The sequence below is a fragment of the Streptomyces sp. NPDC051940 genome (genome assembly GCF_040680895.1).
Lineage (GTDB): Bacteria > Actinomycetota > Actinomycetes > Streptomycetales > Streptomycetaceae > Streptomyces.
In genome coordinates, this window is the sequence record NZ_JBFAXR010000017.1 from 26,019 (window position 1) to 39,184 (window position 13,166).

Consider the following 13,166-nt stretch of genomic DNA (forward strand, 5'->3'; position numbering starts at 1 on the left):
CCGTATGCGCCGATGGGCGCGCGGGGCACTCGCCGGGACGGCGGCGGGGCTGCTTCTGACGGGGCTGTCCCTCACCGCCGGCGCCGGCTCCGCGACGGCCGCGCCGGTCACCGACTGCACCCAGTGGGGGACCACGGACCTGCAGGGCGGCTCGTACATCTACCAGCAGAACGAGTGGAACTCCAGCTCCCGCCAGTGCGTCAGCGTCGACCCCGCCACGGGCGCCTGGAGCCTGACGGAGGCGAACTTCTCGCTCACCACGGCCGGTCCGCCCGCCACCTACCCGTCCAGCTACAAGGGCTGCCACTGGGGGCTGTGCACCGCGAACAGCGGGCTGCCGGTGCAGGTGTCGAAGCTGGGCAGCGCCGTGTCGTCCTGGTCCACCACCCAGGTCGCCTCCGGCGCCTGGAACGCCGCGTACGACCTGTGGTTCAACTCCACGCCCGTCACCGACGACCAGCCCGACGGCACCGAGGTGATGATCTGGATCAACCACCGCGGCGGCGTCCAGCCCATCGGCTCGCGGACGGCGACGTTCACCGCCGACGGCCGCACCTGGGACGTGTGGACCGGGCCCGGGGCCTCCGGCTGGAAGGTCATCAGCTATGTGCTGCAGGGCGGCGCGACCTCCGTCACCGACCTCGACGTGAAGGACCTCGTCGACGACGCGGTGGGGCGCGGCCAGATCAACCCGGCGCACTACCTGATCGACGCGGAGGCCGGCTTCGAGATCTGGCAGGGCGGCCAGGGGCTGGGCGTCAACTCCTTCTCCTTCGCGGCGACCGAGGGCGGCGGCACCGGCGGCGACACCCAGCCGCCGACCACGCCCGGCGCCCCGAGCGTCACCGGCACGACCTCCTCGTCCGCGTCGCTGACGTGGACGGCGTCCACGGACAACGTGGGTGTGGCGGCGTACGACGTGTACCGCAACGGGGTGCTCGTCGGATCCCCGACCGGTACGTCCTTCACGGACACCGGGCTGACCGCCTCCACCGCGTACGCCTACACCGTCCGGGCGCGGGACGCCGCCGGGAACGCCTCGCCGGCCGCGGGGCCCGTCACGGCGACGACCACGTCCGGCGGGACGGGCGGCGGGACGCTGAAGGTGCAGTACAAGACCTCGGACACCTCCCTGACCGACAACGCGGTGCGGATGTCGCTGCAGTTGGTGAACACCGGGTCCGCCGCGCAGTCCCTGTCCGGGGTCGAGGTCCGCTACTGGTTCGCCGACGGCGCCTCGTCGTACACGACCTGGTGCGACTGGGCGCAGCTCGGCTGCTCGAACCTCACCCACGGCGTGAGTACGAACGGAAGCGCCGCCGGCGCCGACCACTATCTGCGCGTCGGACTGTCGTCCGGTTCGCTGGCGGCCGGGGCCTCGACCGGTGAGATCCAGCTGCGGCTGCACCGCGCCGACTGGTCCAACTTCAACGAGGCCGACGACTACAGCCGCGGCACCGCCACCTCCTTCACGGACGCCCCGAAGATCGGCGTCTACGTCGGCGGAACCCTCGTCTGGGGCACCGCGCCCTAGACACCCCCCACTTCCCGGGGGCGTCCCCGCCCGAGGCCCCCGGGAGGGCAACGCGTCCGGCGGCGGGCCGCCTGCCCGCTGCCCCGTGCCCGCCACCGGACGCCCGCCCGTACAGCTCGTACCCACCCGAGAGGAGCACGAGAGCCGCAATGAAGACACGAGGGAACACCCGGACCGGACCCGCCCGGCGGATCCGCCGCAGACTCGCCGCCGCGATCCCCGCGCTGGCGCTGGGAGCGGCGCTGAGCGTCGCCCTGCCGGCCACCGAGGCCGTGGCGGCCAGGGTCGACAACCCGTACGTCGGCGCCACCCCGTACGTCAACCCCGACTGGTCGGCCAAGGCCGCCGGCGAGCCCGGCGGCAGCGCGGTCTCCAACAACCCGTCCTTCGTCTGGATGGACCGCATCGCCGCGATCAACGGCACCACCGGTGCCCGCGGCCTGCGCGCCCACCTCGACACCGCGCTCACCCAGGGCGCGACCCTGTTCCAGGTCGTCATCTACGACCTGCCGGGCCGGGACTGCGCCGCGCTCGCCTCCAACGGCGAACTCGGCCCGACCGAGCTCGACAGGTACAAGACCCAGTACATCGACCCCATCGCGGCCATCCTCGGGGACACCAAGTACGCGAACCTCAGGATCGTCGCCCTCATCGAACCCGACTCGCTGCCCAACATGGTCACCAACGCCGACCAGCAGGCCGGCGCGACCGACGCCTGCCGGGTGATGAAGGCCAACGGCAACTACCGCAAGGGCGTGGGCTACGCGCTGAACAAGCTGGGCGACATCGGCAACGTCTACAACTACATCGACGCCGGCCACCACGGCTGGCTCGGCTGGGACACCAACCTGGGCCCCGCCGTCGACGAGTTCAAGGCCGCCGCGACCAGCGAGGGCGCCACGGTCAACGACGTACACGGCTTCGCCGTGAACACCGCCAACTACTCGGCGCTGATCGAGCCCAACTTCAAGGTCACCGACACGGTGAACGGCACGACCGTGCGGCAGTCGAAGTGGGTCGACTGGAACTTCTACGTCGACGAGCAGTCGTTCGCCGTCGCCCTGCGCGATCTGGCGATCTCGCGCGGCGGGTTCCCGTCGAACATCGGCATGCTCATCGACACCGCCCGCAACGGCTGGGGCGGACCCAACCGGCCCACGGCCCCCGGCCCGACGACCAACGTCGACACCTACGTCAACGGCGCCCGGGTCGACCGCCGCCTGCACGCCGGCAACTGGTGCAACCAGCTCGGCGCGGGTATCGGCGAGCGGCCCAAGGCGGCCCCGGCCGCGGGCATCGACGCGTATGTGTGGGCCAAGCCCCCGGGTGAGTCGGACGGCTCCAGCGAGCCGATCGACAACGAAGAGGGCAAGGGCTTCGACCAGATGTGCGACCCCGACTACGGGGGCAACGCGCGCAACGGCAACAACCCGACCGGTGCGCAGGACGGCGCTCCGCTGGCCGGTCACTGGTTCCCGGCGCAGTTCCAGATGCTGCTCGCCAACGCGTACCCGCCGCTGGGCGGCGGGGGGCCCGACACGTCGGCGCCCAGCGTTCCCGGCGGGCTGCAGGTGACGGGGACGAACTCCTCCTCCGCGTCGCTGTCGTGGACGGCGTCCACGGACAACGTGGGCGTGTCGGCGTACGACGTGTACCGCGACGGGGTGCTCGTCGGTTCGCCGACGGGGACGTCCTTCACCGACTCGGGGCTCTCGGCCTCGACCACGTACAGCTACCGGGTCCGGGCGCGGGACGCGGCCGGGAACGCGTCGGCGCAGTCCTCGGCCGTCAGCGCGACCACCACGACCGGTGGGACCGGCAGCGGGACGCTGAAGGTGCAGTACAAGACCTCGGACACGTCGCTGACCGACAACGCGATCCGGATGTCCCTGCAGCTGGTGAACACGGGGACCGCCGCGCAGTCGCTGTCCGGGGTGGAGATCCGGTACTGGTTCGCCGACAGCGCCTCGTCGTACACGACGTGGTGCGACTGGGCGCAGCTCGGGTGCTCGAACCTCACGCACGGCGTGAGCACGAACGGCTCGGCGACGGGTGCCGACCACTACCTCCGGGTCGCGCTGTCGTCCGGTTCGCTGGCGGCCGGGGCCTCGACGGGTGAGATCCAGCTGCGGCTGCACCGCGCGGACTGGTCGAACTTCAACGAGGCCGACGACTACAGCCGGGGTACGGCCACGTCCTTCGCGGACGCTCCGAAGATCGGGGTGTACGTCGGCGGCACGCTGGTGTGGGGCACGGCTCCCTAGGCCCCCGCTGATCGTGGTGGTACGGCGCACCGCCGGTACGGGTCCCTCACGGGGGTCTGCGCCGGCGGTGCGCCGCGTCGGATTCCGTTCCGGCATCCCTCTTGCCTCGCCTCGCACCGGCGGCCTATCGTCCCCTCCCGGTAGGGAACTTTCCGGCCTACTTGCGTTCCGTGACCGTCGGAGGCTTGCGCGTGACCGTTCAGGGCGGGGCCCAGCGGGCCCTGTGGGTGCTCAACGCGCGGGCCGTGCTGCAGGTCGTCGAGCGGCTGGGGCCGCTGGGGCGGCCCGAGATCGTGCGGGCCACCGGGCTGTCCAAGACCACCGTGACGCAGACCCTGCAGAGCCTCGTCGCGCAGGGTGTCGTCGCCGAGGCCGGGCTCGACACCAGTCGGCGGGGGCCGGCCGCGACGCTCTTCGAGATACCCGGTGACTGCTCCGCCGCCCTCGGCGTCGACGTCGGGCGGCACCGGGTCACCGCCGCCGTCAGCGACATGCGGGGTGCTGAGCTCGCGCGCGTCGCTGTGCGGATCGGGGACGGCGAGGCTCTGGCGGAAGCCGTCGTGCGGGCGGCCCGGGGGTGCGCCGACGAGGCCGGGGTCGACCTGCGTGACGTCGGGCAGGCCGTCGTCGGGGTGCGGGCCATCGTGGGGCGCGACCACCGGACCGTGCGGCTGCCCGCGCCCGGGCTGCCCGGGGGCGCGGCGGGGGAGCGCGGGCTCGCGCTCGTCGAGGCGCTGGAGGAACAACTCCCCGTACCCGTGCGGCTGGAGAACGACGTCAACCTCGCCACCGTCGCCGAGATGCACGAGGGCGTCGGCCGGGACGTGGCCGACTTCGTGCTGCTCGGGCACGGCGACGGGCTGGGGGCGGGGCTCGTCATCGGCGGCCGCCTGCACCGCGGCGTCGCGGGCGGCGCCGGCGAGGTCGGGTATCTGCCCGGGCCGGGGACGACGCCCGGGCAGCCCGTGATGACCGGCAGCGAGCTGCCCGGCCTCGCCGAGGCCGCCGGGCTGCCGCCGTCACCGGCGGAGGTGTTCGCCCTGGCCAGGGCCGGTGACCCGCGCGGCCGGGCGGTGCTGGAGCGGGTCGCGGAGCGGCTCGCCCTGGTCGTCGCGTCTGTCGCCCTCGTCGTCGAACCCGAACTCGTCGTCCTCGGCGGCCCCTTCAGCGACGAGGCCCTGCTCGAACCCGTGCGCGCGGTGCTGCGGCGTGACGCCGCACCGCTCGTGATCCCGCTCTCCCTCAGCGGCGTCGCCGCCGACCCCGTGCTGCGCGGCGCCCTGTGGGAGGCCCGGCTGCGGGCCCGCGACGCCGTGTTCACCGCGGCCGTCGCCGCGGACCCGCCGGGCAGGCCCTAGCAGCCGTACGTACCACCGACCACCCACCCCCCTCGGAAGGCCCCCGCATGTCCATGCTCGCCACCAGGCTCGGCCACGCGGCCGACGACCGGCTCCTCATCGTCAACGCCGACGACTACGGCATGAGCCGCTCCGCCAACCTCGGCATCACCTCCCTGCTGCAGGCTGGCGCCATCAGCTCCGCCACCCTCATGACGCCCTGCCCCTGGGCGCCCGCGGCCGTCGCGCAGGCCCGCGAGGGCGGGTACGACGTGGGTGTGCACCTCACGCTGACCAGCGAGTGGGAGGGCTACCGGTGGGGTCCCGTGACCCGGGACGGATCGGTGGCGTCGCTGGTCGACGAGGCCGGCTACTTCCCGCGCGACTGCGAGACCTTCGAGCGCAAGGCCGACGCGGACGAGGTCCGTACCGAGATCACCCACCAGATCCGCCGGGCGATCGACCTCGGCCTCGACCCCTCCCACGCCGACAACCACATGGGCAGCCTCTACGGCCTCGCCACCGGCCGCGACTTCCTCGAACTCACCCTCGACGTGTGCGCCGAGTTCGGCCTGCCGTTCCGTCTGCCCCGCTCGCTGGAGGGGACCGGCGCCCCCGCGGAGCTCGAGCCCATAGCCCGGGCCCGCGCTGAACTCGCCGACGCCAAGGGCGTCGAGATCATCGACCGGCTGTGGACGCTGCCGTTCGAACTCGCCGAGGGCGAGGACTACACCGCCGTACGCGACCAGATGACCGGTCTGCTGCGCGCGCTGCGCCCCGGCGTCACCGAGATCTTCATCCACCCCTTCCGGGCGACGTCCGAGCTGCGCTCGATCATGCCGCACTGGGCCAAGCGCGCCATGGAGCTGGACCTGTTCACCGACCCCGAGGTGCGCGGGGTGCTCGACGCCGAGGGCATCAAGCTGATCAACTGGCTCGACCTGCGCGCCCTGCAGCGCGCCTCCCGCGGATGACGACGGCCGTCGGCCGGCGGGCCGGCGCGGCGCCCGCCGCGCACCGCGCGTACGGCGCCGGCAACCTCGGCGTCCAGCTGCTCGCCCAGACCTTCGCGACGTACGCCACCTTCTTCTACGTCGACCACCTCGGCGTCGAGCCCGGGCTGATCGGGGCGGCGATGGTGGTGCACGGCGTCCTCAGCGCCGTGCTCAACCCCCTCTTCGGCCACCTTTCGGACCGGACCCGGTCCCGGTGGGGCAGGCGCCTGCCGTACATCGCGTTCGGGATGGTGCCGCTGGCCGCCGCCTTCGTGCTGGTGTGGACGCCGCCGGTGTCCGGGCCGACCGCGCTGTTCTGGTACTTCCTGGCGGTCGTGCTCGTCTTCGACGTGCTGTTCGTGATGGTCGCCCTCAACTACTCCGCTCTCTTCCCGGAGTTGTTCACGAGCGTCGCGGCCCGCGCCACCGCCGCCTCCTGGCGCCAGATGTACGGCATCGTCGGCATGATCGCCGGGGTGGCCGCGGCGCCGCTGCTGTACGGCGGCGTGGGCTGGGCCGCCATGGGCGCCCTCCTCGCCCTGCTCGCGCTCGGCTCCGTGGCCGAGTCGCTGCGGGGCGTTCCGGCGGCGGACCCCGCCGCCGCGGCTCCCGCCACCGTCCCGCTCCTCCCGGCGATCCGCTACACGCTGGCCAACAGGGCCTTCGTCACGTACGTCGCGGGGAGCTTCCTGCTGCAGCTCACGGTGGCGATCCTGCAGGCGAGCCTGCCGTTCTTCACCAAGTACGCGCTGCACGAGCCCGATTCGGCGAACACGGTCGTCCTCGGCGCGGTCTTCGTCACCGCGATCCCGCTCGTGTACGTCTGGGCGCGGCTGACGCGGCGCCTCGGGCCGGGGCGTACGGTGCTGGCGGTGGTGGCCGTGTACGGGGCGGTCTTCCCGCTGTTCCTGGTGGCGGGGTCGATGGTGGCGACCGTCGCCACGACCGCCCTGCTGGGGGTGGGTATCGCCGGGATCCTCATGCTGCTGGAGATCCTGCTGGCCGAGGTCATCGACGACGACGAGCGGCGTACGGGGGCGCGGCGGGAGGGGATGTACTTCGGGATGAACGGCTTCGTCGTGAAGTGGTCGGCGTCCCTGCAGGCGGTCGTCCTCGGCGTGGTGCTCTCCGCGTACGGCTACGTGGCGGGGGCCGACACCCAGCCCGAATCGGTCGTCACGGGCGTACGCCTCCTGCTCGGCGTGGTCTGCCCGCTGATCCTGGTGCCGGCCCTGGCCTGCTTCCTGCTCTACCCGCTGCGGCGGGCGCCGCTCACGCCGTCGCCGGGCTGACCCGGGGGGTCAGGAACGCGCTCACCGAGATGCCGGTGAACCAGACGCAGCTCAGCAGGAAGCTGCCGAAGTCCAGCACCGGCGGGGACGTCGTCGAGGTGGAGACGTTGATCAGGGCGGTGGTCAGGCCGCCGGCCGCGGAGACGAGAGCCACCCAGCCGGTCCAGCGCGGGAACACACCGCTCCGCAGGGTGCGTTCGGCGGCCACCAGCAGCGCCACGGTCAGCGGCAGCGGCGGGCCCGCGAACGCGATGAGCGAGTACGTCCGGTGCGCCGCCAGCAGCGTCGCATCGTCGAACCCGGCGCTGTGCCGGGCCAGCAGGCCCTGCAGCAGCGCCCCGGCGAGGGCGAGGGTGACCGTCGCCGCCGCGGCGGTCTGGAAGACGCCCGGCGCCGCGGTGCCCTCGTCCTTCTCGGCCAGCCGTCGGTGGACGTATCCGAAGACGGCCGCCACGGCGAGGACGGCGAGCACCATCACGGCCGTACTGGCACCGAACCGGCCGGAGTTGTCCGCCAGGTACTCGCGGATGTCGGCGGCGGACGCGTCCAGGGCCGGCGGTGGCGGGGCGATCACGACGGTGGACAGGGCGAGCACCGCGAAGGCGACGCCTCCGCACGCCGCGATCCGGTCGAAGGTCGAGCGAGCGGTCATGGGGCCGGCTCCTTTCGGGTGCGGCGCCGAGGACGTGCTGCGCGGTCCTTCGCCGGAGGCGGTCCTGCGGCCGGCGCCGTCGGTCGTGGGCCGAACGTACGGCCGCGGGGCCGGGTCCGGCGTCGGCACCGTCACTCAACTCCGCTAGGTGGCAGCACGTAACGCGGTTGCGGTGCTCGCACCTTTGCCACGGCGCCCGTGGCGGCCGGACAATCCTCAACTGTGAGGCTGCCGGCGCTGCGACCCCTGCCCGCGGCCGTCCTCCTGATCACCGTGCTCGCGGAGGCCGGCTCCGTCGCCCTGTCCTGGGGGCTGGAGCCCTGGTACGACACGCTGCTGTACCCCTTCTTCTCCGTCGGTCTGGCCGGCGCCGGGGCCCTGGTCCTCACCCGGCGTCCCCGGCACCTCGTCGGCGTGCTGCTGTGCGCCGCCGGCGTCGAGAACGCCCTGGCCGCGGAGCTCGCCCAGGGGTGGGGGCTGCGCGCCGCCGCCGAGGGGTGGCCCGGCGGTGCCGCCGCGGACTGGATCCAGGCGGCGGGCTTCCTCCCGCAGGGGCCGGTGATCGTGCTCCTGCTGCTGGTCTTCCCGGGCGACCGGCTCACCGGCCGCGGCCGGCGCGCCCTGGTCGGTGTCACCGTCGCGGCCACCGCGGTCGCCGAGGTCGGCTTCACCCTCGACCCGGGCACCGCCCGTGTGATGCCCGGCGGGCATAACCCGCTCGCGGTCGAAGGGCTGCCCGCCGCCGCGATGTTCGCGGTCGGGATCAGCGTCCTGGGCGCGGCGATGGCCGTCGCCGCCGCGGCGGCCGTGCGCCGCTTCCTGCGGGCGACGGGTGTGGAGCGCCAGCAGCTGAAGTGGTTCGTCGTGTCGGGGGGCGCGGTGATGCTGCTCCTGCCGGCCTGCGCGGCGCTGTGGAGCTCCGCCCCAGCCGTACGCCCCCTGCCGGCCGTGGCGCTGACCGCCTGGTCGGTCTCGATGGCCGTCGCCCTGCTGCGCTACCGGCTGTACGACCTCGACCTCGTCATCAGCCGCGCCGTGGCGTACGGGGCGCTGACCGCCGCCCTCGCGGCCGTGTTCGGCGTTGCCACGCTGGTGTTCGGGGCCCTGGCGGGCCGGGGCTCCGCGTGGGCGACCGCGGGTGCGACCCTCGCCGCCGCGGCCGTCTTCCAGCCGCTGCGGCGGCGGCTGCAGCGCCGGGTCGACCGCCGGTTCCGGCCCGGACGGTACGCGGCGCTGCGCCACGTCGCGGTGTTCCTCGACGAGTTGCGGGGCGGGCGGCGCGAGCCGGAGGAGATCGCCGGGGTGCTGCGGACCGCCGTCGGCGACCCCGGGCTCGGCCTGCGCTTCGTCCCGCAGCCGGGCGAGCCGCAGGTCGACGAGTCCGGGCACGCTGTCGCCGCCGGCGAGGACGCGGGGTGCGAGAGGTACGCGCTGCGGCGGGCGGGGGTCGTGCTGGGTGAGGTGGTGTACGGGCCGTCCGGGGAGGAACGGCGGGCTCTGGTGCCCGAACTGGCCGACGCGGCCGGTCTGGCGATCGAGATGACCGCGCTGCGCGTCGAACTGCGCCGCCGGCTGCGCGAGGTCGAGGCGTCCCGGGCCCGGATCGTGGCCGTCGCCGACGACGAGCGGCGGCGCATCGAACGGGATCTGCACGACGGCGCGCAGCAGCGGCTCGTCTCCATCGGGCTGGCACTGCGCCACGCCCAGCACGAACTCGGCCCGGGGGCCCCGGAGGCGGCCGGGACCCTGGACGGGGCGATCGCCGAGATCGCCCTGGCCATCGGCGAGTTGCGCGAACTGGCGCAGGGGTTGCGGCCCGCCCTGCTGGACGCGGGCCTGCGCGCCGCGCTCAGCGAGCTCGCGGCGCGCTCACCGGTGCCCGTCGAACTCCTCACCACCGGCGAGCGGTTCCCGGCGCAGCTCGAGACGGCGGCGTACTTCGTGGCCTGCGAGGGACTCACCAACGCCGTGAAGCACTCCGGGGCACGGCGCATCGCGCTGCGCGCCGCCCGGGAGGACGGCAAGCTCGTCGTCAGCGTTGCCGACGACGGCGTCGGCGGGGCCGCCCCGCGCGGTGGCACGGGCCTGACCGGGCTCCTCGACCGGGTCGCCGCGCACGGCGGCAGCCTGCGCATCGACAGCGCCGCCGGGGGCGGCACGAGGCTGCGAGCGGAGTTCCCATGCGTGCTGTAGAGCCGGTGCCGGCCGCCCTGCGGGTCGTGATCGTCGAGGACCAGGTGCTGTTGCGCGAGGGGCTCGCACGGCTCTTCGCCGACGGCGGCCACGAGGTCGTCGCCACGCTGGGCGACGCGACGGCGCTCGGCGCGCTGCTCGGGGCGGACCGCCCCGATCTCGTCGTCCTCGACGTGCGGATGCCGCCGACGTACACCTTCGAGGGCACGGAGGCGGCGCGGGAGATCAAGGAGCGCTTCCCGGGAACGGGAGTGCTGGTGCTGTCGCAGCACATCGAGACGGCCCATATGGCCGGGCTGGTGGCCCAGGCCGGGTTCGGCTATCTGCTGAAGGACCGGGTGCTGGAGGTACGGGAGTTCCTCGCGGCGGCCGAACGGGTCGCGCGGGGCGGGTCCGCGCTGGACCCCAAGGTGATCGCCCGCCTGGTCACGCCGGTGACCGACGGCCCCGTCGGGCGGCTGTCGGAGCGCGAGCGGCGCGTACTGGAGCTGATGGCGGAGGGGCTCACGAACACGGGGATCGCGCAGCGCCTGGTCATCAGCGAGCGGACGGTCGAGGCGCATGTGCGCCGCGTGCTCATGAAGCTGTCGCTTCCGGAGGGGGAGGACGGGCACCGGCGGGTCCTGGCCGTGCTCGCCCATCTGCGCTCGGTGCACGGCTGGGTCTGACGGGGAGGGCCTCACCCCGCGAGCGACCCGCTCCCCGGCAGCGCCCCCGCCCCCAGCGCCGTCGACCGGGCCGCGAGGAGGACCGCCACGTCGTCCGGGCGTTCCGACGCGAGGTCCGCGTCGTGGAGGATGCGGTCCGCCAGGTTCTGCAGGGTGATGTCGGGCGGCGCCGTCGCCAGCATCGAGCGCAGCCACGTGATGCCGCGGTCGATGTCCTGGCCGGGGCGTTCCACCAGGCCGTCCGTGTACAGCAGCAGCGCCGCGCCCGGCGGCATCGTGAACTCGGTGACCGGGTAGTCGGAGTCGGCAGCGACGCCCAGCAGCGGGCCGCCGGCCAGCTCGAGCCGTTCGACGCCGCCTCCGGGATGGCGCATCAGCGGCGGCAGATGGCCCGCGCGCACCGCGCGGGTGCGGCCCGTGGCGGGGTCGAGGAGGAGGTAGCAGCAGCTGGCGCAGATCTCGGGGTCCAGCTCGTGCAGCAGGCGGTTGGTGTGCCGCATCACGTCGTGCGGCGAGTGCACGCTCGAGGCCAGCGTGGACACCGCGCTGCGCAGCTGGCCCATCACCGCGGCCGCCGCCACGCTGTGCCCCTCGACGTCGCCGATCACCAGGGCCACCCCGACGGGCGTCTCGATCACGTCGTACCAGTCGCCGCCGATGTCCATGCCCCGCGTGCCCGGCAGATAGCGCGCGGCGCACGCGAGGCCGGGCACCGTGGGCAGCCGGCGCGGCAGCAGCGCGTCCTGCAGTCCGCGCGCCAGGGCGGACTCCGCGTCGTACAGCCGGGCGCGGTCCAGCGCCTGCGCGACGAGTCCGCTGACGGCCTCCAGCGCCGAGCGGTCGTCCCCGGAGAAGACGCGCGGGGTGGCGAAGCCGAGGATGCACGAGCCCAGGGGGTGGCCCGACGCGATCAGCGGGAGGAACGCCCACGCGCTCATCCGGTCCACGGCGATGTGCGGGTAGTCCGCGGAGAGCTGCTCCCTCGACTCGTAGAAGCGCGGCTCCGCCTGGACCATCGTCTGCACGCCCGGCAGGTCCGCGGTGATGCTGACGCCCTCGAACTGCTCGAGGAAGTCCTCGGGGTAGCCCGACTGCCAGGTGAGGTACATGCGGTTGCGGCGCACCGTGTAGACGGCGATCTCCTGGCCGCCGACCGAGGGCAGCAGGCCGTCCGACAGCGCCTCGCACACCTCCCGCACGCTCGCCGCCTCGGTCAGCGAGGAGGCCATCCGCACCACCAGCGACAGCGCGCCGGGCCGCACCCGGGACTCGGTAGGGGGCGCCGGCATGACGGCCCCGTTGCGCGGCGGGCCGACCGGCGTGATCCGGACGGTCAGCCCGGCCCGGTCCGGGTACAGGACGAAGCGCAGCCACTGACCGCGGGCGTGGCGGGCGACCAGGGTCGCCGTGCGCTGCGACATCAGGGCCGCCCGGTAGCGCTCCTCGTACGCCGTGTCGGACAGCCAGCCCAGCGCCTCCCAGGGGCGGCGGCCCGCCAGCTCCGCGCCGCCCGCGCCGAGCAGCGCCGCCGCCGCGGGGTTCGCGTAGGTCAGCCGGCCGTCCTGGTCGAGGGCGAGCACCCCCTCCGGCAGCCGGTCGGCGGCCTCCACGTCCGGCTGGGAGGCGTCCGGCGGGATCGGCGCGCTGACCGGCGCGAGGGCGTGCTCGCGCACCCGCGCGGCGAGGTCGGCGTCCGCGAGGGCCGCGCCCAGCGCCGCCGCCACGGCCGTCAGCCGGGAGTGCGCCACCTGGCCCATCCCGCCGGGGAACTCGGGCCGCATCACCGCCAGCACGGCCACCGGCCGGCCGGCGACCAGGACGGGCTCGTAGACCGAACCGAAGGCGTAGGGCAGTTCGGTGGCGAGCTGCGGATAGCGGCGGAGCCGGTCGCGGGTGTCCGTGACCTGGATGTTCCGCGCCGTGCGGTAGCACTCCGCGACGGGCAGGGCGGCGGAGACCGGGATGCGCCACCAGGTGTGCAGCAGCTGGGCCGGCAGACCGGCCGTGGCGACCAGGACCAGGGAGCGCCCGTCCGGGGCGTGCACGAAGACCCCCGCCGCGTGCCCCTCGGCCGCCCGGGCGGCCTGGGCGGCGCTGTCGGCGACCACCGCCTCGAACGCCTCGGCCGCACGCCGCCCCGGACGGGTCGTCCCGCCGTCCGGGGCGCCGATCCGCTGGGTCACCGCGGACCGGGTGCGCGACTGGTCATACGGTGACCGTAGCCGCCGGGC

General features: G+C 74.3%; 8 protein-coding genes and 2 pseudogenes. 8 read left to right on the forward strand and 2 right to left on the reverse strand.

Translation table 11 applies throughout. The features are described from left to right. Window positions 1-4: 4 nt before the first annotated feature. The 6 genes and pseudogenes from AB0M28_RS10010 to AB0M28_RS10035 form a co-directional block, all read left to right on the forward strand. Window positions 5-763 (forward strand): annotated as a pseudogene (locus AB0M28_RS10010) (hypothetical protein); the annotation flags it as partial. A 24-nt stretch (window positions 764-787) separates the two neighbouring features. Then, window positions 788-1,534: pseudogene (locus AB0M28_RS10015) on the forward strand (cellulose binding domain-containing protein); the annotation flags it as partial. A gap of 149 nt (window positions 1,535-1,683) precedes the next feature. Continuing rightward, on the forward strand, window positions 1,684-3,798 hold the full coding sequence (locus AB0M28_RS10020; protein ID WP_365400676.1) for a glycoside hydrolase family 6 protein: 2,115 nt from the start codon (window positions 1,684-1,686) through the stop codon (window positions 3,796-3,798). A 191-nt stretch (window positions 3,799-3,989) separates the two neighbouring features. Next, a complete protein-coding gene (locus AB0M28_RS10025; RefSeq protein ID WP_365400782.1) occupies window positions 3,990-5,156 on the forward strand; it encodes an ROK family transcriptional regulator in 1,167 nt (388 codons plus the stop codon). Between the two features lie 47 nt (window positions 5,157-5,203). Then, window positions 5,204-6,109, forward strand: a complete 906-nt coding sequence (locus AB0M28_RS10030; RefSeq protein ID WP_365400678.1) for a polysaccharide deacetylase family protein — start codon at window positions 5,204-5,206, stop codon at window positions 6,107-6,109. Next, complete coding sequence (locus tag AB0M28_RS10035) at window positions 6,106-7,422, forward strand: MFS transporter (protein ID WP_365400681.1); 1,317 nt, start codon at window positions 6,106-6,108, stop codon at window positions 7,420-7,422. The genes AB0M28_RS10030 and AB0M28_RS10035 overlap by 4 nt, the downstream gene beginning before the upstream one ends. On the opposite strand, the gene AB0M28_RS10040 is transcribed toward AB0M28_RS10035, so the two are convergent. Further along, entirely contained in the window at window positions 7,403-8,074 is a 672-nt protein-coding gene (locus AB0M28_RS10040; protein ID WP_365400684.1) for a hypothetical protein, read from the reverse strand. The genes AB0M28_RS10035 and AB0M28_RS10040 overlap by 20 nt on opposite strands. 222 nt (window positions 8,075-8,296) lie before the next feature. Between AB0M28_RS10040 and AB0M28_RS10045 the strand changes: the two genes are divergently transcribed. Continuing rightward, window positions 8,297-10,267, forward strand: a complete 1,971-nt coding sequence (locus AB0M28_RS10045) for a histidine kinase (RefSeq protein WP_365400687.1) — start codon at window positions 8,297-8,299, stop codon at window positions 10,265-10,267. Next, complete coding sequence (locus AB0M28_RS10050; protein WP_365400690.1) at window positions 10,255-10,935, forward strand: response regulator transcription factor; 681 nt, start codon at window positions 10,255-10,257, stop codon at window positions 10,933-10,935. The genes AB0M28_RS10045 and AB0M28_RS10050 overlap by 13 nt, the downstream gene beginning before the upstream one ends. A gap of 11 nt (window positions 10,936-10,946) precedes the next feature. Here the strand turns inward: AB0M28_RS10050 and AB0M28_RS10055 are convergent, their stop codons facing one another. Next, entirely contained in the window at window positions 10,947-13,118 is a 2,172-nt protein-coding gene (locus tag AB0M28_RS10055; RefSeq protein ID WP_365400693.1) for a SpoIIE family protein phosphatase, read from the reverse strand. Window positions 13,119-13,166: the final 48 nt, after the last annotated feature.

Coding starts and splice junctions, on each gene's coding strand:
- AB0M28_RS10020 (WP_365400676.1), top strand. CDS start 1,684: ATGAAGACACGAGGGAACACCCGGACCGGACCCGCCCGGCGGATCCGC.
- AB0M28_RS10030 (WP_365400678.1), top strand. CDS start 5,204: ATGTCCATGCTCGCCACCAGGCTCGGCCACGCGGCCGACGACCGGCTC.
- AB0M28_RS10035 (WP_365400681.1), top strand. CDS start 6,106: ATGACGACGGCCGTCGGCCGGCGGGCCGGCGCGGCGCCCGCCGCGCAC.
- AB0M28_RS10040 (WP_365400684.1), bottom strand. CDS start 8,074: ATGACCGCTCGCTCGACCTTCGACCGGATCGCGGCGTGCGGAGGCGTC.
- AB0M28_RS10050 (WP_365400690.1), top strand. CDS start 10,255: ATGCGTGCTGTAGAGCCGGTGCCGGCCGCCCTGCGGGTCGTGATCGTC.